General features: G+C 62.5%; 23 protein-coding genes. 7 read left to right on the top strand and 16 right to left on the bottom strand.

All coding sequences use genetic code 11. The features are described from left to right. Positions 1–446 precede the first annotated feature (446 nt). Entirely contained in the window at positions 447–1,745 is a 1,299-nt protein-coding gene (gene pyrC, locus E4662_RS12015) for a dihydroorotase (protein ID WP_136441820.1), read from the top strand. Positions 1,746–1,757: 12 nt separating this feature from the next. After that, the gene (plsY, locus tag E4662_RS12020; RefSeq protein WP_136441821.1) at positions 1,758–2,348 is read left to right on the top strand and encodes a glycerol-3-phosphate 1-O-acyltransferase PlsY; all 591 of its coding nucleotides are present in this window, start codon (positions 1,758–1,760) and stop codon (positions 2,346–2,348) included. 12 nt (positions 2,349–2,360) lie between these two features. Here the strand turns inward: plsY and E4662_RS12025 are convergent, their stop codons facing one another. Then, positions 2,361–3,137, bottom strand: a complete 777-nt coding sequence (locus E4662_RS12025) for an alpha/beta fold hydrolase (protein WP_136441822.1) — start codon at positions 3,135–3,137, stop codon at positions 2,361–2,363. Continuing rightward, a complete protein-coding gene (locus tag E4662_RS12030) occupies positions 3,137–3,736 on the bottom strand; it encodes a 2-hydroxychromene-2-carboxylate isomerase (protein WP_136441823.1) in 600 nt (199 codons plus the stop codon). Before E4662_RS12030 ends, E4662_RS12025 begins: the two co-directional genes overlap by 1 nt. Before the next feature lie 94 nt (positions 3,737–3,830). Here E4662_RS12030 and E4662_RS12035 point away from each other — a divergent pair, with 94 nt between their 5' ends. Next, entirely contained in the window at positions 3,831–4,841 is a 1,011-nt protein-coding gene (locus tag E4662_RS12035) for a ribose-phosphate pyrophosphokinase (RefSeq protein ID WP_136441824.1), read from the top strand. Between the two features lie 60 nt (positions 4,842–4,901). On the opposite strand, the gene E4662_RS12040 is transcribed toward E4662_RS12035, so the two are convergent. The 8 genes from E4662_RS12040 to E4662_RS12075 form a co-directional block, all read right to left on the bottom strand. Continuing rightward, complete coding sequence (locus E4662_RS12040) at positions 4,902–5,294, bottom strand: DUF1801 domain-containing protein (RefSeq protein ID WP_240705178.1); 393 nt, start codon at positions 5,292–5,294, stop codon at positions 4,902–4,904. Next, positions 5,291–5,641: an H-type lectin domain-containing protein gene (locus tag E4662_RS12045; protein WP_136441825.1), complete on the bottom strand. Its 351-nt coding sequence runs from the start codon at positions 5,639–5,641 to the stop codon at positions 5,291–5,293. The genes E4662_RS12040 and E4662_RS12045 overlap by 4 nt, the downstream gene beginning before the upstream one ends. Positions 5,642–6,062: 421 nt before the next feature. After that, the gene (locus tag E4662_RS12050; protein ID WP_136441826.1) at positions 6,063–6,497 is read right to left on the bottom strand and encodes a F0F1 ATP synthase subunit epsilon; all 435 of its coding nucleotides are present in this window, start codon (positions 6,495–6,497) and stop codon (positions 6,063–6,065) included. A gap of 55 nt (positions 6,498–6,552) precedes the next feature. Further along, positions 6,553–7,977 carry a F0F1 ATP synthase subunit beta gene (atpD, locus tag E4662_RS12055; RefSeq protein ID WP_136441827.1) on the bottom strand — a complete coding sequence of 475 codons (1,425 nt, stop codon included), beginning with the start codon at positions 7,975–7,977 and terminating at the stop codon, positions 6,553–6,555. Positions 7,978–7,996: 19 nt separating this feature from the next. Further along, entirely contained in the window at positions 7,997–8,878 is an 882-nt protein-coding gene (locus tag E4662_RS12060) for a F0F1 ATP synthase subunit gamma (protein WP_136441828.1), read from the bottom strand. 12 nt (positions 8,879–8,890) lie between these two features. Further along, complete coding sequence (gene atpA, locus E4662_RS12065) at positions 8,891–10,429, bottom strand: F0F1 ATP synthase subunit alpha (RefSeq protein ID WP_136441829.1); 1,539 nt, start codon at positions 10,427–10,429, stop codon at positions 8,891–8,893. Next, positions 10,430–10,996, bottom strand: coding sequence for a F0F1 ATP synthase subunit delta (locus E4662_RS12070; RefSeq protein ID WP_136441830.1), 567 nt, complete (start codon positions 10,994–10,996; stop codon positions 10,430–10,432). A 601-nt stretch (positions 10,997–11,597) separates the two neighbouring features. Beyond that, positions 11,598–12,353, bottom strand: a complete 756-nt coding sequence (locus E4662_RS12075; protein WP_136441831.1) for a class I SAM-dependent methyltransferase — start codon at positions 12,351–12,353, stop codon at positions 11,598–11,600. A gap of 63 nt (positions 12,354–12,416) precedes the next feature. Between E4662_RS12075 and gloB the strand changes: the two genes are divergently transcribed. From gloB to E4662_RS12090, 3 genes are all read left to right on the top strand, one after another. After that, positions 12,417–13,178: a hydroxyacylglutathione hydrolase gene (gloB, locus tag E4662_RS12080; protein ID WP_136441832.1), complete on the top strand. Its 762-nt coding sequence runs from the start codon at positions 12,417–12,419 to the stop codon at positions 13,176–13,178. 144 nt (positions 13,179–13,322) lie between these two features. After that, positions 13,323–15,650, top strand: a complete 2,328-nt coding sequence (gene clpA, locus E4662_RS12085) for an ATP-dependent Clp protease ATP-binding subunit ClpA (RefSeq protein ID WP_136441833.1) — start codon at positions 13,323–13,325, stop codon at positions 15,648–15,650. A 59-nt stretch (positions 15,651–15,709) separates the two neighbouring features. Then, positions 15,710–16,600, top strand: a complete 891-nt coding sequence (locus E4662_RS12090) for a M23 family metallopeptidase (protein WP_240705179.1) — start codon at positions 15,710–15,712, stop codon at positions 16,598–16,600. Between the two features lies 1 nt (position 16,601). Here E4662_RS12090 and E4662_RS12095 read toward each other — a convergent pair whose 3' ends face one another. The 3 genes from E4662_RS12095 to E4662_RS12105 all read right to left on the bottom strand — a co-directional run bounded on the left by E4662_RS12095 (position 16,602) and on the right by E4662_RS12105 (position 20,992). Continuing rightward, complete coding sequence (locus tag E4662_RS12095; protein WP_136441835.1) at positions 16,602–19,229, bottom strand: peptidoglycan -binding protein; 2,628 nt, start codon at positions 19,227–19,229, stop codon at positions 16,602–16,604. Positions 19,230–19,232: 3 nt separating this feature from the next. Continuing rightward, positions 19,233–20,399: a biopolymer transporter ExbB gene (locus tag E4662_RS12100; RefSeq protein WP_136441836.1), complete on the bottom strand. Its 1,167-nt coding sequence runs from the start codon at positions 20,397–20,399 to the stop codon at positions 19,233–19,235. Between the two features lie 65 nt (positions 20,400–20,464). Further along, on the bottom strand, positions 20,465–20,992 hold the full coding sequence (locus E4662_RS12105; RefSeq protein WP_136441837.1) for a gamma-glutamylcyclotransferase: 528 nt from the start codon (positions 20,990–20,992) through the stop codon (positions 20,465–20,467). 81 nt (positions 20,993–21,073) lie between these two features. Between E4662_RS12105 and E4662_RS12110 the strand changes: the two genes are divergently transcribed. Further along, positions 21,074–22,039, top strand: coding sequence for a DUF2125 domain-containing protein (locus E4662_RS12110; protein WP_168797963.1), 966 nt, complete (start codon positions 21,074–21,076; stop codon positions 22,037–22,039). Here the strand turns inward: E4662_RS12110 and panC are convergent. The 3 genes from panC to E4662_RS12125 all read right to left on the bottom strand — a co-directional run bounded on the left by panC (position 22,036) and on the right by E4662_RS12125 (position 25,154). After that, on the bottom strand, positions 22,036–22,878 hold the full coding sequence (panC, locus tag E4662_RS12115; protein ID WP_136441839.1) for a pantoate--beta-alanine ligase: 843 nt from the start codon (positions 22,876–22,878) through the stop codon (positions 22,036–22,038). The two genes, E4662_RS12110 and panC, sit on opposite strands and share 4 nt — an antisense overlap. Beyond that, entirely contained in the window at positions 22,875–23,708 is an 834-nt protein-coding gene (panB, locus tag E4662_RS12120) for a 3-methyl-2-oxobutanoate hydroxymethyltransferase (protein WP_136441840.1), read from the bottom strand. Before panB ends, panC begins: the two co-directional genes overlap by 4 nt. Positions 23,709–23,798: 90 nt before the next feature. Continuing rightward, positions 23,799–25,154, bottom strand: a complete 1,356-nt coding sequence (locus tag E4662_RS12125) for a DMP19 family protein (RefSeq protein ID WP_136441841.1) — start codon at positions 25,152–25,154, stop codon at positions 23,799–23,801. Between the last annotated feature and the right edge of the window lie 6 nt (positions 25,155–25,160).

Here is a 25,160-nt window from a genome sequence, read left to right on the forward strand (position 1 = left end):
AGGTTTGCTGTGCGGGATACAGCGCTCGCTGACAGGTCGTATCCCGATGGCGAACTTGGCCATGAGGGACTTTCGTTCCTCGTACCCAAGCGCGGAATCAAGGCCGCAGGCCGCCGCGCCATCGACGGGCCGTCCCCGCGGCACGGCGATTGGGTTGGTGTATAGAGCCACATGGGTCGAGCGCACCAGTGGCTGGGATAAATCGAGGGGAACCGAGGTAAGATCGCCGCACCACGGCCCGTCAATGGCACGGCTTGCGCGCTGGCCATAAGGTCCCGGATCAAGTCCGGGACACTTTGGGCTCCATTGACGCCATGGCCATCCCCAATGACGAACAATCGCGTTTCCCAAGCATTCAAACGCAGCGGCCGGAAACCAACACCCCTCTACCCCCTCCCCCCGTTTTGCCGTAGGAGTATGGCCAACACGACCCCGGACGGCTGACCATGACACGTACACTTCTCGAAAACGCCCGCCTGATTGACCCCGAAGCGGATAGTATTACCGAAGGGGCGCTTGTTCTCGAGCATGGGAAGATTGCCAAAGTATTAACCCAAAGTACTGATATTACAGAAGAAAAGTTCACAGCTGTGAACTCGGTCGACTGTGGCGGGGCTTTGCTTGCGCCGGGCATCATCGACATTGGCGTCAAGGTTGGCGAGCCGGGGGAGCGCCACAAGGAGAGCTTCAAGACGGCGGGCCTCGCCGCCGCCGCCGGGGGTGTGACGACAATCGTCACCCGCCCCGACACACTGCCCGCGATTGACACTCCCGAAACGCTCGAATTCATCCGCCGCCGCGCGCTGGAAACCGCGCCGGTGAACGTGCTGCCGATGGCCGCTCTGACGAAGGGGCGCGAGGGCAAGGAAATGACCGAGTTCGGCTTCCTGATGGATGCCGGGGCGGTGGGTTTCACCGATTGCGACCGTGTTGTGACCGACACCAAGGTGCTCACCCGCGCCATGAGCTACGCCCGCAGCCTCGGGGCGCTGGTCATGGGGCACCCGCAGGAGCCGGGATTGTCGAAGGGCTCTGCCGTGACTTCCGGCAAATTCGCCACCCTACGCGGGTTGCCCGGCGTCTCGCCCATGGCCGAACGCATGGGGCTGGATCGGGACATTGCGCTGATCGAAATGACCGGCGTCAAATACCACGCCGACCAGATCACCACCGCCCGCGCCCTGCCCGCCCTGGAGCGCGCCAAGAAGAACGGCTTTGACGTCACCGCGGGCACGTCGATGCACCATCTGACGCTCAACGAACTGGACGTGGCCGACTACCGGACCTTCTTCAAGGTCAAGCCGCCGCTGCGTTCCGAGGACGATCGCCACGCGGTGATTGACGCCATTCGCACCGGCCTCATTGACGTGATCAGCAGCTTCCACACCCCGCAGGACGAAGAAAGTAAACGTCTGCCTTATGAAGAGGCCGCTTCCGGCGCGGTGGGGCTGGAGACCATGCTGCCGGTGCTGCTGCGGCTCTATCATTCCGGTGAGCTGGAACTGCCGACACTGTTCCGCGCGCTGTCACTGAACCCGGCAAAACGGCTTGGCCTGCCAGCGGGCCGCATCGCGGAAGGCGCTCCGGCCGATCTGGTGCTGTTCGATTCCGACAAGCCGCTGGTGCTCGACCGGTTCAAACTCCGCTCGAAATCGAAAAACACCCCCTTTGACGGCGCGCGGCTTCAGGGCAAGGTGCTCGGCACCTGGGTTGCTGGAAAACGCGTGTTTGACGTGAACGCCTGAGGAGGACACAGGATGGACAGCGCTTTGCTTCTCTGGATCGCGATGGGTTACCTGCTCGGGTCGATCCCCTTCGGGATCGTCATCAGCGCGGTCCTTGGCCTTGGCGACCTGCGCAAGATCGGCTCCGGCAATATCGGCGCGACAAACGTTCTGCGCACCGGCAACAAGGGCGCGGCAGCGGCGACGCTGATCCTTGACGGGGCCAAGGGCGCCATCGCGGTTTTCTTTGCGCAGGCTTTTGGCCCCGAAGGCGTGGCACAATGGGCGGGTCTCGCGGCTTTCATCGGGCATTGCTATCCGGTCTGGCTCCGGTTCAAGGGCGGCAAGGGCGTGGCGACCTATCTCGGCACCGTGCTGGCCCTGAGCTGGCCCGTGGGCCTGCTGTGCTGCGCCACATGGCTCTTTGGTGCGCTGGTGTCGCGGATTTCTTCGGTTGGGGCGCTGACGGCGGCCATGTCCACCACCGTGTGGATGTTCTTCATGGCGCGCGTTGACCTGCTGATCACCGGGACGATCCTGACCTTCCTGATCTACTGGCGGCACCGGGAGAACCTGAAACGGCTGAAGGCGGGGACAGAGCCGAAAATCGGCAAGAAATCCTGAACGCAGAGGGCGTTAGCCCCGGAGCACCGACGCCACGGCTTCGGGATGGGTTGAAACCAGCATATGGCCCGCTTCCGGCACCACCGTTTCGTGCGTATGGGGCAGGCGCGCCATCAGCCCGGCATGGATTTCGGCAATGATCGGAACCGTTTGCGCGCCGCGCAGGAACTGCACCGGCATGGTCAGGGACTCCAGACCGCCCGCGTTCAAAAGCCCGTGACAATCCTGCCAGAGGCTCGCTTTGGTTGCGGCGACAAAGGGCATGCCGTTGGCCATGGCTTGCCGCGCGGCCTCGGAGAACCGCTCCCAGCGGATCCCACCCCCCCAAACCCGGTTGAACGCGCGCGCGGCGGCGAGGTGATCGCCGGTCTCGAAAACCGAGAACACCGCCTCTTCGCGTTTGCGCTGTTCCTCGAACCCGGCGCGCCCCTGTGCAGCGGCGAAGAACACCGGCTCGATCAGGGTCAGTTTCGAGACAAGAGCCGGGGTTTCAAGGGCCAGCCGCAGCGCAACCGTCGCGCCGAAGCTGTGGCCGACCAGATGCACGCCCGCCGCAAACAGCGGGCGCATGGCCTCTGTCGCCTGATCATGCACATCGCGCCCGTCTTCGAACGGCGCGCTGCGCCCATGGCCGGGCAGATCCGGCGCGGTGATGGCGACGCTCGGCGCAAAAGCCGAAACGCCTTTCCACATGGCACCGCTGCCAAGCCCGCAGTGCAGGGCCAGAACCGGCTGGCTGCCGGTCCCGAAGGTCCGAACCGCGATGCGGTCAGCGGTGGTTTCGGTCACTACAGATCGCCGGACAGATGGGCATCGAGATCGTCGAGACGATCTTGCCCCCAGAACACCTGCCCGCTGTCGACCACGTAGAACGGCGCGCCAAAGACGCCCTTGTCCACCGCTTCTTCCAGATTGCGGGCGTAGGTTTCGGCCCCTTCAAGCAGGCCGCTGTCCGCCAGAGACGGATCAAACCCGGCCTCTTCGAGACAGGCGCGGATCACGTCTTCCTGTGCGATGTCTTTCTCTTCGGCCCAGACGCAGCGCATCAACCCATGGCAGAGCTTGCCCAGATCGCCGCCACCGGCGTTCTGCGCCGCAATGATCGCATAGCTGCTGGGAGCCATGTTCGTCGGCCAATGCGCCGGTTTGAGATTGAGCGGAATCCCGGCTTTTTTGGCCGATCGCGGCAGTTCCTGCGCGCGATAGGCCTGACGGCTGGGGTGGCGCTGCCCCGGCGGCGTACCACCTGTGCGGGAAAAGAGCGCGATGATGTCGAGCGGCTTGTAGGTGATCGTCGCGCCATGTTTGGCGGCAATTTCCTCGAGACGGGTGCCAGCCAGATAGGCGAAAGGCGACAATGTCGCAAAAAAGTAATCGATGTGAGCCATGTGGTCGCCTTTGTCCTGTAACGCTGGCCCGGAGCTTAGGGTCATGCTAACCGGATCGCAACTCATCGAATCCCACTCTGCCGGAGCCGCGCCCATGCCCACCGTTATTGAACCGAAACTGATCTCGGGGAACGCCAACAAACCGCTTGGAGAGGCGATTGCAAGGCGCATGTCGCTCTACCGTGGGATGAGCGTTGGATTGGTTGAGGCGCGTGTGGAGCGCTTCAACGATGCAGAGATCTTTGTCGAGGTTTATGAGAACGTCCGCGGCGAGGACATGTTCATCATTCAGCCGACCTCGAACCCGGCGAATGACAACCTGATGGAGCTGCTGATCATGGCGGACGCGCTGCGCCGCTCCTCGGCCTCGCGTATCACCGCCGTGATCCCGTATTTTGGCTATGCCCGACAGGATCGCCGCACCAAGGCGCGCACGCCGATCACCGCCAAGCTGGTGGCCAACATGATGGTTGAGGCCGGGATCGAGCGGATCCTGACGCTGGACCTGCACGCTGCGCAGATTCAGGGGTTCTTTGATATTCCGGTGGACAACCTCTATGCCTCGCCGATTTTTGCGCTGGATATCCTGAAGCAGTTCAAGGGCAATATGGACGACATCATGGTTGTCTCGCCAGACGTGGGCGGTGTGGCGCGGGCGCGCGAGCTGGCCAAGCGGATCAATGCACCGCTGTCGATCGTGGACAAGCGCCGCGAGAAGCCCGGCGAAGTGGCCGAAATGACGGTGATCGGGGACGTGAAGGGCAAAAAGTGCTTCATCGTCGACGACATGTGCGACACGGCGGGCACGCTTTGCAAGGCGGCGGAGGTGCTGATGGAGCACGGCGCCACCGAGGTGCACGCCTATATCTCGCACGGTGTGATGTCTGGTCCGGCGGTGGAGCGGGTGTCGAACTCGGTGATGAAATCGCTGGTTCTGACGGATTCGATCCAGCCGACTGATCACGTTGCGGGCGCGCCGAACATTCGTATTTTGCCGACAGCGCCGATGTTTGCGCAGTCGATCCTGAACATCTGGAACGGGACAAGCGTCTCGTCGCTGTTCGAGACGGAAACGCTTGGGCCGATCTACGAAGGCATTTTGTAAGACCTTCCTTGGCAACGATTTTGCGGCTGTTCGATCATCTGATCGGGCAGCCGTTTTCGTTTAGAGCCGGTAGGTTAGAGCGCTGCGGATGAGCGCGTCCAAGGCGTGCGGTGCGGGCGGGGCCTGTGGCTTGAACAGGAGGGCGCGGTTGCCGTCGTAGCGGTGGTCTGCGCCAAAGAGCGCGCGGTGATCGGGGATCACGCGGGACTGGCAATGACAGAAGATCGCGCAGCCGCCGGATTTGGGCAGGCCGAGGCGCAGGGGTGTTCCGACTTTGGACGCATAGCTGGGCTGGCCCCATTTCAGGCTTTCGGTCACGGGGCCGATGCGGGGATCTTCTGCGGCGAGGGTGAAGATGCGGCTGCGGATGGCCAGCAGAGCGCCGCGCGCGGGCTCAGGGAAGGCCTCGAAGGCAGGGGCGACAGCCGCCGGGATGGGGTGATTGTCGCTCAATAGAGCTCCCAATCATCTTCGGAGGTGACCTCGCCGATGGCGGTCCAGCTCATGCGGACGCGGGCGACGCGGGTGTCGGACCATGTGCGGAAGACCAGATCGAAATGGGTTTCGGTCACGTTCTCGGCGGCGATGTCGGCGCGGACGTTTGCCCCCTGGTCCATGTCCCAGAGAGACAGGGAGACCTGAACGGACGGAACAGAGCGGAAGGGTTCGGAGAATTTGATGCGTTTGCGGCGTTCGCGCGAGCCGTGGCCTGTCCACATGTCCCCGCCAGAGGCGAAGTCGGAGAACACCTCGTCGTTGCCCTGATCCACGCCAATCAGCGATCCTACGTATTTTTTCATAATGTCCCTCGTCCTGTCCGGGCAGTTTTGCCGATTTCTACCGGTTTTTGAACGGGTAAAGCGTGTCCGGTTAAGGATGGGTGTTTGGTTCGGGTTTGAAGGGGACATAGTGCGGTCCCGTCCCGGACTTGATCCGGGACCTCACGACTAGAGAACAAGCCGCGCCATTGACGGGCCGTGGTGCGGCGATCCTCCCTCTGATCCCCTCGATTTATCCAAGTCACTGGCGCGCTCGTCATGTGTGGCTTGATACGACAATCCAATCGCCGTGCCGTGGGGACGGCCCGTCGATGGCGCGGCGGCCTGCGGCCTTGATTCCGCGCTGGGGGCCGGAGAATAAATGCCAGTTCACACGACCCGCCCAAAACGAAAAAGGCCCCGCGCGTGCAGGGCCTTTCTCAATCTGTGGTGAAGCGAGGCTTCAGAGCGAGGGGCTCTTCGGGTCGAGGCCGATGTGGGTGCCCACGGCGACCATGTCCTGAAGCAGCTTGGCCGCGTCATCGACGGGGCCCGGCTCGTTGGTGAAGGCTTCCTTGGTCTGCTTGTAGGCGTTGTGCGCCTCGTCAACCAGAGCCTCGTAGGTTGCCTGATCCACATCGCCGCGCGGCAGGGCTTTTTCCGCCAGAACGGAAAGGCCTTCACCGATCTCGGCAAAGCCACCGGTGACCACGAACTCTTCGGTCCCGGTTTCTGTCTCGACGGACAGGATGCCGGGGCGCAGGGTGGTGATCGTCGGCGCGTGGCTCGGCATGGCGGTCATGTCGCCATCCGCACCCGGGATCTGCACGGATTTCACCTGCGTGGAGAGCAAGCTGCGTTCCGGGCTGACCAGATCAAATTGCATTGTCTCTGCCATGTTTGTCTCCTTTCAGGAGCCTGCCCCGACACAAGTTGCACCGGGGCGGCAGGGTTTAGGCGGCGTCGGCTGCCATCTTCTCGGCTTTGGCCAGCACTTCGTCGATGCCGCCAACCATGTAGAAGGCGCCTTCGGGAAGGTGGTCGTACTCGCCAGCCACCACGGCCTTGAAGGACGAGATGGTGTCCGCGAGCGGAACCTGCACACCGTCGGAGCCGGTGAAGACCTTTGCCACGTCGAACGGCTGCGAGAGGAAGCGCTGGATCTTACGCGCACGCGCAACGGTCAGCTTGTCTTCTTCGGACAGTTCGTCCATGCCGAGGATCGCGATGATGTCCTGCAGCGACTTGTAGCGCTGGAGGATACCCTGCACGTCACGGGCAACCTGGTAGTGCTCTTCGCCAACGATCTGCGGGTCCATGAGACGCGAGCTGGAGTCCAGCGGGTCCACGGCCGGGTAGATGCCGAGCTCGGAGATCGCACGGTTGAGAACCGTGGTCGCGTCCAAGTGGGCGAATGTTGTGGCAGGCGCCGGGTCGGTAAGGTCGTCCGCGGGAACGTACACGGCCTGAATGGAGGTAATGGAGCCATTCTTGGTCGAGGTGATGCGTTCCTGCATGGCACCCATGTCGGTGGCCAGCGTCGGCTGGTAGCCCACAGCGGAGGGGATACGGCCAAGAAGTGCGGACACCTCGGAGCCTGCCTGCGTGAAGCGGAAGATGTTGTCCACGAAGAACAGAACGTCGGTACCGGACTGGTCACGGAACTGCTCGGCGAGGGTCAGACCGGTCAGAGCAACACGGGCACGCGCACCCGGAGGCTCGTTCATCTGGCCGTAAACCAGAGCCACCTGGGACTCTTCGAGGTTGTCGGGCTTGATAACCGAGGATTCGATCATTTCGTGGTAAAGGTCGTTGCCTTCACGGGTCCGCTCGCCAACACCGGCGAACACGGAGTAACCCGAGTGCACTTTTGCGATGTTGTTGATCAGTTCCATGATGAGAACGGTTTTGCCCACGCCGGCGCCGCCGAACAGACCAATCTTACCACCCTTGGAGTAGGGGGCGAGCAGGTCGATCACCTTGATGCCGGTTTCCAGCACTTCGGATTCAGTTGCCTGTTCGTCGAAGGTCGGGGCCGGCTGGTGGATCGCGCGGTATTCGGTTGCGTTCAGCGGCTCACCTTCGTCAACCGGCTCACCGATGACGTTGAGGATACGGCCGAGCGTTGCGTTGCCCACGGGCACCGAGATCGGGCCGCCGGTGTCGCTGACTTCCTGACCGCGAACGAGACCTTCGGTCGCGTCCATCGCGATGGTGCGGACAGTGTTTTCGCCGAGGTGCTGAGCCACTTCCAGAACGAGGGTCTTGCCGTCGTTGGTGGTGTTCAGCGCGTTCAGGATTTCCGGCAGGTGGTCGTCGAACTGAACGTCGACCACGGCGCCAATCACCTGGGTGATTTTGCCTTGTGCGTTTGCCATTGGTTTCTACTCCGGGTTCTTAGAGCGCCTCGGCGCCCGAGATAATTTCGATCAGTTCGTTCGTGATGACGGCCTGGCGCGAACGGTTGTACTCGATGGTCAGCTTGTCGATCATCTCGCCAGCGTTGCGCGTTGCGTTGTCCATGGCCGACATCCGGGCGCCCTGTTCGGAAGCCCCGTTCTCGAGCAGAGCTGAGAAGATCTGTGTAGCCACACCACGCGGCAGGAGGTCCGCAAGGATGGCTTCTTCATCGGGCTCATAATCATAGAGCGTCGATGCGCCGTCCTCTTCCCCGTCTGCCTTTTCATAGGCGGCGGGGATGACCTGCAGGGCGGTCGGGATCTGGCTGATGACTGACTGGAACTCCGAATAGAAGATCGTCGCCACGTCAAATTCGCCATTGTCGAACCGCGCCAGAAGGTCGCGAGCAACATCTTGTGCGTTGCCGTATCCGATGCGCTTGACCTCGCTCAGATCGACGTGGCTGACGAAGAGATCTTCGTAGTCACGCTTGAGCTGTTCGCGGCCTTTCTTGCCGACCGTGAGGATCTTCACGGTCTTGCCAGCGGCTTTGAGCTCTTCGATCTTTGCTTTGGCCAGCTTCACGATGTTGGTGTTGAAACCACCGCAAAGGCCACGCTCGGATGTCATCACGACGAGCAGTTGCACGTCGTCTTTGCCCGTCCCGGCGAGAAGCCGGGGCGCGCTGTCGCTTGTGCCGACCGAGGCAGCCAACGACGCCATCACACCGTTGAAACGATCCGCGTAGGGGCGGGCCGCTTCGGCCGCATCCTGGGCGCGGCGCAGTTTTGCTGCCGCGACCATCTGCATGGCCTTGGTGATCTTGCGGGTCGATTTGACCGACTCGATCCTGTTTTTGAGGTCCTTAAGACTTGGCATCGCCGCGTCTCCTTATGCGAAGTCGCTGGCGAAGTCGCTGATGGCGGCCTTGATCTTGTCTTCCAGCTCGCCCTTCACCTTCTGATCGTTGGTCTCGATGTCGTTCAGCAGGTCGGCGTTTTTGCCGCGCAGGTGAGCGAGAAGACCGGATTCGAAGCGGCCCACGTCGGAGACGTCAACCTTGTCGAGGAAGCCGTTGGTGCCGGCGTAGATCACGCAGACGATCTCGGCGTTGGTCAGCGGCGAGTACTGGGCCTGCTTCATCAGCTCGGTCAGACGCGCACCACGGTTCAGCAGCTGCTGGGTTGCGGCGTCGAGGTCGGAGCCGAACTGCGCGAAGGCAGCCATTTCACGGTACTGGGCGAGCGACAGCTTAACCGGGCCAGCCACGGAGGACATGGCTTTGGTCTGAGCGGAGGAGCCCACACGCGAAACCGACAGACCGGTGTTCACAGCAGGACGGATGCCCTGGTAGAACAGTTCGGTTTCGAGGAAGATCTGACCGTCGGTGATGGAGATCACGTTTGTCGGAATAAACGCGGACACGTCACCACCCTGGGTTTCGATGATCGGCAGAGCCGTCAGCGAGCCAGCGCCGTTGTCTTCGTTCAGCTTCGCGGAACGCTCGAGCAGGCGCGAGTGGAGGTAGAAAACGTCACCCGGGTAGGCTTCACGGCCCGGCGGGCGGCGCAGCAGCAGGGACATCTGACGGTAGGACACGGCCTGCTTGGACAGATCATCATAGATGATGAGCGCGTGCTTGCCGTTGTCGCGGAAGTACTCGGCCATCGCGGTTGCGGCGTAGGGCGCGAGGAACTGCATCGGAGCCGGGTCGGACGCGGTTGCGGCCACGACGATCGAGTATTCGATCGCACCGGTTTCTTCGAGCTTCTTCACCAGCTGTGCAACGGTGGAGCGCTTCTGGCCAACGGCCACGTAGACGCAGTAGAGCTTCTTGCTCTCGTCGTCACCTGCGGCTTCGTTGTAGGACTTCTGGTTCAGGATCGCGTCGAGAGCAACGGCGGTTTTACCGGTCTGACGGTCACCAATGATCAGCTCACGCTGGCCACGGCCAATCGGGATCATCGCGTCAACGGCCTTGAGGCCGGTTGCCATCGGCTCGTGAACCGACTTACGCGGGATGATGCCCGGTGCTTTCACGTCGGCGATGCGACGCTCTTCGAACTCGATCGGGCCTTTGCCGTCGAGCGGGTTGCCGAGGCCGTCTACAACGCGGCCCAGCAGGCCTTTACCGGCGGGAACGTCCACGATGGAGTTCGTGCGCTTGACGGTGTCGCCTTCTTTGATGTCACGGTCGGAGCCGAAGATAACCACACCGACGTTGTCGGTTTCGAGGTTCAGGGCCATGCCCATGATACCGCCGGGGAACTCGACCATTTCACCGGCCTGAACGGCGTCGAGGCCGTGCACGCGGGCAATACCGTCACCAACGGACAGCACGCGACCGATCTCGGCAACTTCGGCATCCTCGCCGAAGTTCTTGATCTGGTCCTTCAGGATCGCAGAAATCTCTGCTGCTTGGATACCCATTTATCCGACCTCTTTCATTGCATTCTGGAGGGATGCGAGCTTGGCTTTGATCGACGTGTCGATCATGCGCGAACCCACTTTGACGACAAGACCGCCGATGAGGCTTTCATCGACGGTCGAATTGATTTTGACATCGCTGCCAACCTGCGCCTTGAGCGTCTCGGCCAGCTTTTTGGACTGAGCGGCGGTGAGCGCCTGGGCCGAGACCACCTCTGCGGTGACTTCGCCTTTTTCTGCGGCGATCATCTCACGCAGACGGGCTGCCATGGCCGGAACAACGAAGAGACGGCGCTTTTGAGCCATCAGGCCCAGCGCGTTCTTCAGTTCCGTCATCAGGCCCATCTTCGCCGCGATGGCGGTGATGGCTGCGCCTTGCTCGTCGCGGGAATAAACCGGCGAGGTCAGCAGGTCGCGGAGTTCCGCACTGCTTTCAAGCGTGGCTGACAGATCGTCAAGATTGGTCTCCAGTGTGGAAAGGCCATTGCCTTCCTTCACAAGCCCGAAGACGGCAGTGGCATAGCGTTCCGCGATGCCGGAGGAAACTGAGGCTGATTCAGACACGTCCACCCTTCCGATATAAGGCCCCCGTGTCGCGCCGGTGTCCCGGGCGGCCGAGGGCTCGGTCGCACCTTGAAATATTCCAAGGCGTAATTATCGCGGCGGATGTAGCAGAGCCTATCCGTTGTCGCAACATGCTAACGCAGGATTAAGGCAACCCTAAATCCTTTTGTTTTCATGCACTTGCCGCAAGTGCGACCATGTGTGCAGGAAAAAGAACACAAAAAACTAGGGTTTTGGGACGCTAACAGCCCCTTTGCGGAGCGGCTCTGGCCGTCAAACACCCCGAAATCGGGCCCTTCATTGTGTACTTTTGCATTCCAAAGGCCGCCTTTGGCGAATCTCGCCAAATTCGCAGCGAAACCGCCCGTAGCACGCTGAAAACCATCACAGAATCGTGCGTTTCGGGTGTAAATTCGCGGTTTATTGGAGAACTGCCGTATGGACGCGTTCCGATCGGAGCGTGGCGAAAACTCAGTATGTTTGGGTAGGCGGAACGGCGTTTGAACCCCCTTTCCCAAGGGGCCGCTGACCCGCCGATGGCGGGTGGGTGAAGGACCGGTTTTGACCGGCCAATGGCCCCATGCTGATCCCGCCTGCCCATGCGGTGTCAGACCGGTTTTGCGACCTTGCCTCCGGACGGCGCGAGCACCTCAAGCGGGTTCAGAACCCGCGCCGCTTCGCCTATGCCGCGCCGCCGAGGCGGATAACGTTTGGAGGCGACAACCATCATGACCCCCCCGGCCATGATCGCCGGAATGGCCCGCCCTGCCCGTTCCCACATCGGCGCGGTCTTCATCCAGAAACGCCGGGTTGAGGGGGGCTGGTAGAGCACGCTGACATGGCTTTCCGGTATGAAATCATGCTTCTTGAGCTGCGCTTCCAGCTGGCTGCGCGAATAGGGGCGCCCGTAGCCGAACGGCGTGGCGTCGGAGCGCGCCCAGAGACCGGATCGGTTCGGCAGGATGAACAGGGCCTGCCCGCCCGGCCCAAGCACGCGGTAACATTCATCAAGCAGCTCCGAGGGATTCTCGGAGGTTTCGAGACCGTGCATCAGGATGAGCCTGTCGATGTGGCCGGTCTCGATCGGCCAGGCGGTGTCTTCACAGAGCACCGAGACATTCGGCATTCCCGCAGGCCATGGCATGACCCCCTGCGGCGCGGGCATCAGCCCCAGAACGCGGCGGGATTGCGCAAGATAGGGTCGCATCAGCGGCACCGCAAAGCCGAAGCCCGCAACGGTCTGCCCCTTGAGCGTGTCTTCGGGCCAGAACGCACGGGTCTGCCGGCGGATCACGTTCTGCGCCGCGCGGCCAAGCGCGTTGCGATAATAGAAGTCCCGCAGTGTCTGCACGTCCAGATGCATTGCACCCCGGCTCCCGATGGGTTTGACTGCTCCCTAGTCTGACAAAGCGCGAAAGGAAATGCCATGCCTTTGGAGATCGTGACGGTGCCCTGCCTTCAGGACAATTACGCCTACCTGGTCAAGGGGCCCGATGGTGTGGCGATCATTGACGCACCGGAAGCGGGGCCGATCATCGAGGCTCTGGAGGCGCGCGGCTGGACGCCCGGCGTGATCATGCTGACCCATCACCACTGGGATCACGTGGATGGCATCCCCGGCATCAAGGAGAAATACGGCTGCATGGTCATGGGGCCAAAGGCGGAGGAGGACAAGCTGCCGCCCGTCGACATGGCGCTTGAGAACGGATTCGAGGGTGGTACGGGCGACGGGCTGTGCCGGGTGATCCCTGTACCGGGGCACACGCTGGGGCATGTGGCGTATTACTATCCCGAAGCAGGGGCGATCTTCACCGCCGACAGCCTGATGGCGATGGGCTGCGGGCGGCTGTTCGAAGGCACGCCTGAGATGATGTTCGAAAGCCTGCAGGCGCTGGCCGCGCTGCCGCCTGAGACCATGGTGTATTCCGGGCATGAATACACGATGAGCAACGCGAAATTCGCGCTGACCATTGAACCGGACAATCCGGAGCTTAAATCCCGTATAGAAGATATTGAACGAGCCCGTTTGGACGGGCTCCCCACCGCCCAGGTTCCGCTGTCGCTGGAACTGGCCACAAACCCCTTCCTTCGGGCGCATATCCCCGGCGTAAAACAGGCGCTCGGGATGGAAGACGCGTCTGATGTTGCGGTTTTCACGGAAATCCGCGCCCGCAAGGATCGCTTCTGAAACGGCACGCATTTCAGCCATTGCACAAAATGTGACCGGTCCAGAGACAGAAAACACTTGAAGCTTTGGCGTTATAGACCAAACTTTAAGGTAATGAGGCGATGCTGGTCTTCGGATCGGCGCATAGTCAGAAGGAGCACAGGCGTGCCTTCATTCTCGAACACTCTTGAGCAGGCAATTCACTCGGCCCTGGCCCTGGCCAATTCCCGGAGCCACGAATTTGCCACGCTCGAGCATCTTTTGCTGGCCCTGATCGACGAGCCTGACGCTGTCCGCGTGATGAAGGCCTGCTCTGTCGATACCGAAGAGCTGCGCACCACGCTGGTCGAGTTCATCGACGAAGACCTGTCCAACCTCGTGACCGACATCGAAGGCTCCGAAGCGGTGCCCACGGCGGCGTTTCAGCGGGTTATTCAGCGGGCGGCGATCCACGTACAGTCCTCTGGCCGGACTGAGGTGACCGGGGCCAACGTGCTGGTCGCGATCTTTGCCGAACGCGAGTCGAACGCGGCGTATTTCCTGCAGGAACAGGACATGACCCGCTACGACGCCGTCAACTTCATTGCCCATGGCGTGGCCAAGAACCCGGCCTACGGCGAAAGCCGCCCGGTGCAAGGCTCCCCCGAAGAAGAAGAAGCACAGGCACCCGAGGCCGATGCGCCCTCTGCGGAGAAGGAATCCGCGCTGGCCAAGTATTGCGTCGATCTCAACGCCAAGTCGCGCGAAGGCGATATTGACCCGCTGATCGGCCGCGATCACGAGGTTGAACGCTGCATCCAGGTGCTCTGCCGCCGCCGCAAGAACAACCCGCTTCTGGTGGGCGATCCCGGCGTGGGCAAAACGGCAATTGCCGAAGGTCTGGCGCGCAAGATCGTCGCGGGCGAAACCCCGGCGGTGCTGTCCGATACCACGATCTACAGCCTTGATATGGGTGCCCTGCTGGCCGGAACGCGCTATCGCGGGGACTTCGAAGAGCGCCTGAAGGCAGTTGTGACCGAGTTGGAAGATCACGATGACGCGGTGTTGTTCATCGACGAGATTCACACGGTGATTGGTGCCGGAGCCACTTCCGGCGGGGCGATGGACGCCTCCAACCTGCTGAAGCCCGCGCTTCAGGGAGGCAAGCTGCGCTGCATGGGCTCCACGACGTACAAGGAGTTCCGCCAGCACTTCGAAAAGGACCGCGCGCTCAGCCGCCGGTTCCAAAAGATCGACGTGAATGAACCCTCTGTCGAAGATACCGTGAAGATCCTCAAAGGGCTGAAGCCGTATTTCGAGGATCACCACAGCGTGAAATACACGGCCGATGCGATCAAGACGGCGGTGGAGCTGTCCGCGCGCTACATCAATGACCGCAAGCTGCCCGACAAGGCAATTGACGTGATCGATGAGGCGGGCGCGGCCCAGCATCTGATCGCCGAAAGCAAGCGGCGCAAGACCATCGGCGTCAAGGAAATCGAGAATGTCGTGGCCAAGATCGCCCGCATTCCGCCGAAAAACGTGTCCAAGGACGACGCCGAGGTGCTCAAGGATCTGGAAAAGACCCTCAAGCGCGTGGTGTTTGGTCAGGACAACGCGATCGAGGCGCTGTCCTCTGCGATCAAACTGGCGCGGGCCGGTCTGCGCGAACCGGAGAAGCCGATTGGCAACTACCTGTTCGCGGGTCCGACCGGCGTCGGCAAAACCGAGGTGGCCAAGCAACTGGCGTCGACACTCGGCGTGGAACTGCTGCGCTTCGACATGTCGGAGTACATGGAGAAACACGCGGTCTCCCGCCTGATCGGCGCGCCTCCGGGCTATGTCGGCTTTGATCAGGGTGGTCAGCTGACCGATGGCGTGGATCAGCATCCGCACTGCGTGCTGCTGCTCGACGAGATCGAAAAGGCGCACCCGGATGTCTACAACATCCTGCTGCAGGTCATGGACCATGGCTCGCTGACCGACCACAACGGCCGGACCGTGGATTTCCGCAACGTGATCCTGATCATGACCTCGAACGCCGGGGCCGCGGAGCAGGCGAAGGCCGCGATCGGCTTTGGCCGCGACCGCCGCGAAGGCGAAGACACGGCGGCGATCGAACGCACCTTCACGCCCGAATTCCGCAACCGTCTCGACGCGGTGATCAGCTTTGCGCCGTTGCCGAAGGACACGATCCTGCAGGTGGTCGAGAAGTTCGTGCTTCAGCTTGAGGCGCAGCTTATGGATCGCAACGTGACCATCGAACTGACCAAACCGGCGGCGGAATGGCTGGCGGACAAGGGTTATGACGACAAGATGGGCGCGCGCCCCCTTGCCCGCGTGATCCAGGAGCACATCAAGAAGCCGCTCGCCGAGGAACTCCTCTTTGGCAAGCTGGCAAAAGGCGGGATCGTCAAGGTCTCCGTCAAGGATGGCGAGCTGGTGCTGAAACTGGAAGGGCCGGAAAACCCCCGACTCGGCTCCAAGAAGCCACCGCTTCTGACGGCGGAATGAAACGCCACATCGTTGCTTTACTGCTTTCCGCCGCGGGTCCTCTCGCGGCGGAACCATTTTTGGATCTGCCCATTGCCTGCACGCTGGGTCAGGATTGCTATATCGAGACCTTTTTCGACACGGACCCCGGCCCCGGGCGGGCCGATCACACCTGCGGCTTTCGCACACGGGACGGGCATCGCGGGATCGACTTCGCGGTGCGCAGTTTCGAGGCCCTGGAAAGCGGTGTGGACGTGCGCGCCGCCGCGCCCGGCGTCGTCGCGGCAACACGGGATGGCGTGGCAGGACAGCCCCCTTATGAGCGGTTTACCGGAGAAAACGCCTGCGGAAACGGTGTTCGGATCAAACACGAAGGCGGTTTGCAGACGCTGTATTGTCATCTGGACGCCGGTTCGATTGGTGTCGCGCAGGGGCAAACGGTTGAGGCCGGGCAAACAATTGGCCGGATCGGATTGAGCGGTTTGACCAACTTTCCGCATCTGCATTTTGCCGTGCTGTCCAAGGAGGGCAGGCCCGTGGACCCGTTTGGGCCGGAGCAGGCGGAGGGCACATGCGGCGCGCCGGACGTCAGCTATTGGAACGACCCGCCCACATACCAGCCAACGGGTTTTTTCACAGCCGGGTTCACGGATGCCGTCCCGGGCTTTGACAGCGTCAAAAGCGGAGACGCGCGCCGTACGTCCGTCACCAAAACCGATGCAATTGTGCTGTATGCCCATATGTTTCTCGCCCAGCATGGCGATCTTGTTGAGTATGACATTCAAGGGCCCGGCGGCGTTGCGTTTTCGCATAGCGAGATTCTGAAAGCGCCGAGGAAGAACCTCATGCGGGCGTTCGGGCGGAAGGCTCCGAAGGCCGGCTGGCCCAAAGGGCGCTATACAGGTGCGATTACCCTGACACGAAAAGGGCGTTTCCTTGGAAAACGGTACGCCTATGTGATCGTAGAATAAGTCAGCGTTCGGTCAGCTTGAGTTCGATGCGGCGGTTCTGGGCGCGGGCTTCGGGTGTTTTGGCCGGGTTGAGCGGCTGGTATTGGCCAAAGCCGTTGGCGGACAGGCGGTTTGGCGGGATGCCGAGGAAATCCACCATGTAGCGCACCACGGACAGCGCGCGTTCCTGGCTGAGTTCCCAGTTGTCCTGAAAACGGGCGCTGCTACGCAGGGGGATGTCGTCCGTGTGGCCGTCGACGCGGATAATCCAATCAATGCCGTCTGGCATTTGATCGGCGATGTCGCGGAGAAGCCCGGCGATCTTGGCGATTTCCGCCTGCCCTGCGTCGGATAGCTCGGCGTCGCCCAGCTGGAACAGAACTTCGGAGGAGAAGACAAAGCGGTCGCCCTCGATGCGGATGCCTTCGCGGTCGCCGAGCACTTCGCGCATACGGCCAAAGAACTCGGAGCGGTAACGCTCCAGATCGCGGGCCTGCTCTTCGAGACGCTTGCGCTCGGCCTCTTCAAGCTGGCGGCGGCGGCGTTCTTCGGCGGCAACGCGGGCGAGCGCGGCGTTCAACTCGGACCCGAGGTTTTGAAGCTGGACCTTGGCCGCCTCATCGGAGGCACGGCTTTCGTCCAGAAGCGCCTGAAGTTGGCCAAGCTGGCTGCGCAGGGCGGCGACCTGCTGGTTGAGAAGCTCAGCCTGTTTTTGAGCCTGCGTGGCGCGTTCGTCCGATTGCGCGAGGTTTTCGCGGGCTTCTGCCAGAAGGATCTGGCGCTCTTCGGCTTCGGACAGACGCTCCTCGGCCCGGGTCTCCGCCGCTTTTTGAGCCGCCAGTGCTGCGGTCAGTTGCTCGCGCACTTCTTCGGCGCTGGCCTCACTTTCGAACCGCGCGGCAAGGGCGGCGGCGAGGCGTTCCTCAAGGGTCCGGGCATCATCGACGCGCTCTGCGGCGCGGGCCTCTGCCTCGGCCAAGGCTTGCCGCAGGTTGGAGATCAGCACATCGCGCTCAGCTTCGCGGGCGCGGACGGCGGCCAGTTCAGCGGAAAGCCTTTGGGTCTGGGCGGTGAGCGTTGCCGCGTCGCTGTCCGACCCGAGTTTGTCCGTGAGCGCCGCGTTTTCAGCCTCCAGCGCCGCGATGCGCACGGCGCTGTCGCTTGCCCGGGATTCGGCGGCCTCAAGATCGGATTGTACCTGCGCGAGCTGCCCCTGAAGGCTTGTGATCTGCGTGTCTTGCGTGTCTTCCCGCCCTTCGGCGGCGGCAAGCCGGGCGAGCAGGTCCGCATTTTGCCCGCGCAGATCGGACAGCGCAGAAACCGCGTCGGCGCGTGCGCCGCGCGCTGAAGTCAGTTCTTCCTCAAGCGCTGCTGTGTCTTCACGCAAGGCGGCCAGAGCTGCGCCGCCGTCCGCCGCCGCGCCTTCGGCTGTGGCCAGATCCGCGACAAGGGCCGTGTTGCGGGCGCGCAGGGCGGCGAGTTCCGTCTGAAGGCTTTCGGCTTCGGTCAGCCGGGCAAGGGCGGCGGCCAATTGCGCGGAAAGGTCCGAAAGCCGGGATTCGGCCGCGGTTGTTGCGCCGCGCGCAGCAATCAGATCGCGGGTGGTTGCATCACGGGCGTCCTCGGCGTCTGCCAAGGCGCGCTCTGCGGCGGCGCGAGCGGATTGCTCTTCGGCCAGTTGTTCGCGCAAGGTGGCGAGGCGGGTGTCCGTTTCCACGCCTGCTGCCCGCGTGTCGGCGAGCGTTGCAGACAGCTGGGCGATTTCCGCCGTGGCCGCATCCAGTTGATCCTGAAGCCCCTGCGCCTCTTCTTCGCCCGCCAAAAGCGCGGCGGCGAGGCGGGCGTTCAGGTTGCTTTCCGCTTCGCGGGCGGCGGCGAGCAGGGTCAGCGTGTCCTCGGCCCGCGCACGTTCCGCTTCGAGAGCGAGGGTCATGGCGGTGAGTTCGGCGTCCGCGTTCTCCAGCCGGGCGCGCAGGGCGGCGGCAGCTTCTGCCTCAAGCAGTTTCTGTTCTTCTTCTGCGGTCAGCGCCTGGTCCAACTCGTCCACGCGCGTGTTCAAGGCCGTGATCTGGGCGGTGGCGTCGGCATTGTCGCGGCGCAGGTCCGCCACCAGAGCTTCAAGGGCCTCGCGCCGCGCGGTCAGCTCGTCTCGGGCGGTTGTCAGTTCAGCCACGTTGTCACGAGCTGCATCCCGTTCGGACAGGAGCGTCGCCACGCGCGCTTCGAAATCGGTGATTTGCCCCTGTGCATCGGCAAGCGCCGCGTCCCGGTCCGCGATGTCCTGACGGGCTGCGGCCAGATCTGCTGCCTGACGGTCCCGCGTGGCGGTCAGCGTATCGATCAGGCGCAGTTGATCGGCCAGTTGGGTTTCCGCGTCCGAAAGCGTGCTTTCCAATTCGCCAAGCTGGCTTGTCAGGGCCGTGTTGCGCCGTTCCTGCACGCCAAGAGCCTGAGCCAGCGCGGCGATTTCACTGGAGAGGGTGTTCAGTTCGGTTTCCTGCCCGGTGATCGTCTCGCGTAGGACAAACTGGATGATCATGAAGATCGACAGGACAAAGGTCAGAACGAGCAGAAGCCCGGTCATGGCATCCACGAATCCCGGCCAGATGTTCGCCTGAAAGCGTTGCCCGGTGCGGCGCGAAAGGGCCATGGATCAGCCCCCGGACCGCTTCACGATGGTGGCAAGATGGCGCGACATCGCGTGAATGTCGGTCCTGAGTTCGGCCATACTTTCCTGCCGCCCGGCGCTGATCTCTTCGAGAAGGCGCAGCATTTGCACGTCGATGGAGCGCAGGCGCATGCGGCTTTCGGCATCGAGCCCTTCGCTTGTTTCCTTGGAGCGGATGGCTTCGGCGAGCTGTTCCTGACCGTCGGCGATGCGGGCCATCGCGGTGGCGGAAGGGGCACTGGCCTCCATGCGTTCGGTCATACGTTCGACGGAATCGGCCAGTTGGCCAAGGCGGCTGTCTACCTCCGAGCGGCCCTGTTCGGATTGGGCGAAGAGGTACTGCAGGGTTTCGATCTGTTCGGCCATGCGATCCAGCACCACGCCGGCGGCCCCGAGGTCCGGGCCATCCCCGTCGGAGGAAAAACCGAGGCGGGTGATCGAGGAGAGCCATTCCTCAAGCTCGCGGTAAAAGCGGTTCTGGCCGTGACCTGCGAAGAGTTCGAGCAGGCCGACGATGAGCGAACAGGCGAGGCCGAGGAGCGAGGAGGCAAAGGCAACGCCCATGCCGCCAAGCTGGCTTTCCAGGCCGGTCATCAAGCGGCCAAAAACCTGCGCGCCGCTTTCCCCGTCTTCGGGGGCAAGGCTGCGGATCGTGTCGACAAGCGCGGGGACGGTGGTGGCGAGCCCGTAGAAGGTGCCAAGAAGGCCGAGGAAAATCAGCAGGCTGACAATGTAGCGCGTGATCTCGCGCGCCTCATCAATCCGGGTGGCCACGGAATCGAGGATCGAACGGGTCGAGGTGGTGGTGATCTGCATCCGCTTGTCACGGCGGCGCAGAAGCGCGGCGAGCGGGGCCAGCAGAAGCGGCGCCTGCGCACGGCTGCCCTGCTGGTCGCCGGGGCGGGCAAAGCGTTCGATCCAGCGCACGGAGGCGATGAGTTGGACCACCTGATAGAAACAGGCCAGCACGCCGATCACAAAGACGATCAGGATAAAGCCGTTCAGATAAGGGTTCGATTCGAAGACCGGCAGGACGCGGGGCAGCGCCAGAAAGGCGCCCGCACCGGACAGCCCCAGCACGATCAGCATCAGCGTCACCTGCCGGACGGGTTGAGAAAATTGAAGCTCGGCCTCGAGGTCCGGCTGGTCCATCGGACACCTGACACGTTTGTTCTGCTGGACAGAGGCTAAGGCTTAAAAACCATTAAGCCAAGGGTTTATGCGGTCAGCACCCGCACCCGATCCACCAGCCAATCGAGTTCTGCATCGGGAATCCCCAGTTCCGCCAGATGCGTGGCGGTGTTGTAGAGATATTCCGTGTTTGGACCACGCCCGCCGACGGCCCGCGCGATGATGACGGCCTGTTCTTCCAGCGCGAGACGGCAGTACTGGACGTGATCGCGGTCAATGACATAGGCCAGCGCATCAATCCGTTCGCCGCCGTCAAGATCGAGGGTCACGGTTTTTTCGACATAGGCGGCGGAGACAAGTTCGCGTTCCCGCAGATAAGCGAGCGTTTCGTCTTCGGTGCCGGGCTGAGCGCGGAAGGCCACACCATCACAAAGCGCACCGCGATGCGCGTCGAGGGCGAGGACGAGGCCAGGCTCCTCTTCGCTGCCGCGATGGTGAATCGAGCGCATGCAGAAGCTGCGGGCATAGTCCGCCAGCCGCGCGTGGCGCTGTTCGGCCACCTCGAATCCGGGGTTCCAGAGCAAAGAGCCGTAGCCGAATACCCAAAGCGTCACGTAATGTCTCCTTGCCCTTTCACGCGCCTGTTCCGCCCTGTAGACATCACTTGGCAACGGTTTGCAAAGGGGCAAAGCCAGATGAAGCGGTTGGTGTTTTTGAGCGTGGCTCTTGCAGCCCTCTGGGCGGGTTACTGGTTTTTGCAGGCACACAGCCTGCGCGGCAGTCTCGAGGCGTGGTTCGAAGAGCGGCGAGGCGACGGTTGGGAGGCCAGCTATTCGGATATGTCCGTCAGGGGGTTTCCGAACCGTCTGGATGTGCAGTTTGACGATCTGATCCTCGCCGATCCGGAGCGCGGCACGGTCTGGGAAGCGCCGTTTTTCCAGATGTTTTCACTGGTCTACAGCCCCGGCCACTGGATTTTCGCATGGCCCGAGACGCAGAGCGTAACCACCCGTGACGGGACGTACCGGATCAATTCCGAAGGTTTGCGGGCCTCTTTGGTGATGGAGGGCGATACCTTCCTGCGCAGCAATGTGGAGGCGGTGACGTTGAATGTCTCCGGCGCGGCGAGCGTGGCGATTGCCGGGCTTGATCTGGGTGTGGCTGTCGATGAGGTAAAGCCCCGGATCGTGCGGCTGGGTTTGAATGCGGCAGGCATCGCCGGCAAGGCGGGCGCGATGGGGCCGACCGGCACAGTCGATGCGGTCTCGCTCCGGGCGGAGGCCGCGTTTGACGACATCTGGACCCGCGATGCGCTCAAGGGCGCGCGACCTCAGCCCACCGCGCTGAGCATTCCGCTGGCGGACTACCGCGCGGGCGACGTTCAGCTGAAGGCCACCGGCGATTGGGACATCGACGGTAAGGGGCGGCTTGATGGCAGCGGCACATTGCGGGCGGAAAACTGGCGCGATCTTCTGGATCGGGCCGAGGACAATGGCGATTTGCCCGGCGAGGTCACTGCGATCCTGCGCGAGATGTTCGGGCTTATCGCCGGGCTGTCGGGCAACAAGAAAACGCTCGATCTGACCTTCAGCTTTGACAAGGGGCGCATTGCGCTTGGGATCATTCCGCTCGGCAAGGCGCCCCGTCTGAGGTTCGATTAAACGGCGATATTGTCGATCAGCCGGACCCCGGCGAGCCAGGCGGCGGCCAGCAGGCGGCAGTCACCTTCGGGGCGTTCGAGCAGGCGCAGATCGTCGTTGGCGCGCAGATCGAGGTATTCGACCTCGTTGAAGCCTGCCGCGAGGATCCTTGCCCTCGCCTTTTCGGCAAGCTCTGTCGCCGTGCCACCGGCGCGCAGACCGTCCGCCATCTCTTCCATCGCTTCGTTCAAGGCCGGTGCCTTGACGCGCGCGCGGTCCGAGATCAGCAGGTTGCGCGAGGACATGGCGAGCCCGTCTTCTTCGCGGATTGTCGGACAACCGACCACATCCACGTCAAGATCCAGATCCGCTGACAGGCGGCGCACCACCTGCAATTGCTGGAAGTCCTTTTCACCGAAATAGGCGCGTTCCGCGCGGGTTTGCGTGAAAAGCTTGGTCACAACCGTCGCCACCCCGTCAAAATGGCCGGGCCGGTGCGCGCCGCAGAGCACATCTGTCAGACCGGCAACAGAGACGGTGGAGGCAAAACCTTCGGGGTAAATCTCCTCCGGGCCCGGCACATAGACCGCATCAACCGAGAAACGCTCCAGCTTGCGGGCGTCGTCCTCTTCGGTGCGGGGGTAGTTTTCCAGATCGGAGGGATTGTTGAACTGTTTTGGGTTCACGAAGATCGTGACAATCACCCGATCGCATCCCGCCTTGGCGGCGGCGACAAGGCTCAGGTGGCCATCGTGCAACGCGCCCATGGTCGGCACCACGCCAACCACCTCACCCGCCTTCTGCCAGGTTTTGACCATGGCGCGCAATTCGGATTTTGTGCGGATGATGGGCGCAATCATTTTTTGGCTCCGGGGGCGGCATCGCCGAAGACATGTTCGGGGCCGGGAAACTCGCGGGCTTTGACGGCGCGCGCATAGTCGGCAATGGCGGCCCCTGCATCCTCGCCCAGATTGGCAAAACGTTTGACGAACTTGGCTTTGAAAGCCGTGAAGAGGCCGAGCATGTCGTCCAGAACGAGGATCTGGCCGTCACAGCCCGCAGACGCGCCAATGCCGATGGTCGGGATCGGCACCTCTGCCGTGACCTTGTCAGCCAGCGATTCCGGCACTTTTTCCAGAACAACGGAGAAGGCGCCCGCCTCCGCCACGGCCTGGGCATCGGCCATCAACGCATCTCCGGCATCGCCGCGTCCCTGCACCTTGTAGCCGCCCAGCGTGTTGATCGACTGCGGGGTGAGGCCGACATGGGCCATCACCGGAATGCCGCGATCCACGAGGAAGCGGATGGTCTGCGCCATTTGGGTGCCACCCTCAAGCTTGACCGCGCCCGCGCCGGTTTCGCGCATGATATGGGCGGCGTTGCGAAAGGCCTGCTCCGGGCTTTCTTCGTAGCTGCCGAAGGGCATGTCGACGACAAGCATCGCCGAAGACAGCCCCCGCGCGACCGCTTTGCCGTGCAGGATCATCATCTCCATCGTGACTTCGACGGTGGATTTCAGCCCGTGCAAAACCATGCCGACGGAATCGCCAACAAGGACGAAATCGACATGCTCATCCATGATCTCCGCCATCGGCGTGGTGTAGCAGGTCAGGCTGACAATGGGCTCCCCGCCCTTGCGTGCCAGGATGTCCTCGGGCAGGGGTGCCCGCTTTTTCGCCGTCGCGCTCATGGTCTGGTCCTCCGCGCAATAAAGTTGCGCGGGGGTGTATCAGTTGCTGCAGCGCAGAACCAGAAGTTTCTGCGGGGAATGCGCAATGCGTCAGCGCAGCCCCTCGATCCGGTGGGTTTCCGCGTGGAAGTCAATCTCGGCGCGGGTGGCCGTTGCGACGGGTTTCGAACGCTTCCCCGGTTTCATAAAGAGCGCCCCGACCTCGGCGATCTTGAACATCCAGCCCTCGCCGTCTTGCGGGAAACAACAGGTGAAAAGCGGCTCCCCGTCCGGCCCCGGCCCGGCGTGCGAGATTGTCAGGGGCGGGAGTGTTTGCATGTCCGGAATGCGGGTCTTGAGCAGATGGATCGCAGCGCCAACCTGGAGCTTTTCGGCAGTGTCCATCGCGGTCAGGATCTCCTGTTGGCTGACATGAGCCAGTTTCTCGCCCAGCGCATCGGCCTTGTATTTCATGATGTCGTCCATGGACGCGTCAAACGGGTTCTTGGGCATATGCGGGTTGTCGTGCTGTACGCAGTCATAGAGCGTCACGCCTTTGCCTTCGACCGGCACGGCATAGCGCGCGCCCATCAGGCATCGCAGGAAGAAGGCCATTTGCTGCTGGCCTTCGATTTCCTTGAACGAACCATTTCCCATCTGAAGCAGGAAATCCGCCTCGCCGATCCGCCAGCACCCCATGGCGGTACCGACCTGCAGGGGATTGGCGAACTGGCCTGCCATAGAGGCGCATTCGATGATGGCGTTGCGGCGGGCGCGTTCGGGGTTGGCTTCCGCCAGAGCTTGCAACGCTGCGGGCAAATCCGCGTCCGGCACCACCTCCAGATGCGGATGCTGTGCGATCCACGCGGCGATGAAGCCCTGAAGCGGGGTTTTGCGGTCCAGTTGGAAAAACGGGCGGTCCAGCCGTTGCAGCGCATCCGCGATGCCGCCTTCAAAGCCGGTTTGCGCGGAAGCCTCTTCGGGATTCTCGCGGGTCCATTTCTGCGCGGCTAAGGCGAGAATGAGGTAATCCTTCGCCCCCATCGCCTTCAGCCCGGCCACCACATCGCGCAGGGTCTCTTCGAGCAGGTTGCGCGTGTTGCCGACAAACTGCGCGTGGCCGCCGTTGAGGACCTGCGCCAGATAGTAATCGCAATGAAAGCCCTGAATCGCGGCCGGCGGCAGTTCGGTGCGCTTGTAGCGGCCTTCGCCGGTCATGTGGTTGGTATAGCGGACAAGCGCCTGCACCAACGGGCCGTGATCCTCCGGGAGGGCGTCCATGGCGGATTGCGGGACGATGATCCGATCCAGCCGCGGCGGCGGATTGTTGGCGTCTGCGCCGGTGCGGGGCGGCTTTGACTCTCCCGAAGGGTTGCCGCCATACCGGCTGCCACCGCCTTGTTTGCGCGCCGCAAAGGCGTCTTCTGCCGCCTTGCCACTCAAAAAATGCTTCAACTTGCCAAACATGTTGCA

Origin of the sequence: Pacificoceanicola onchidii (assembly GCF_004804335.1) — a bacterium.
GTDB classification, from domain to species: domain Bacteria; phylum Pseudomonadota; class Alphaproteobacteria; order Rhodobacterales; family Rhodobacteraceae; genus Pacificoceanicola; species Pacificoceanicola onchidii.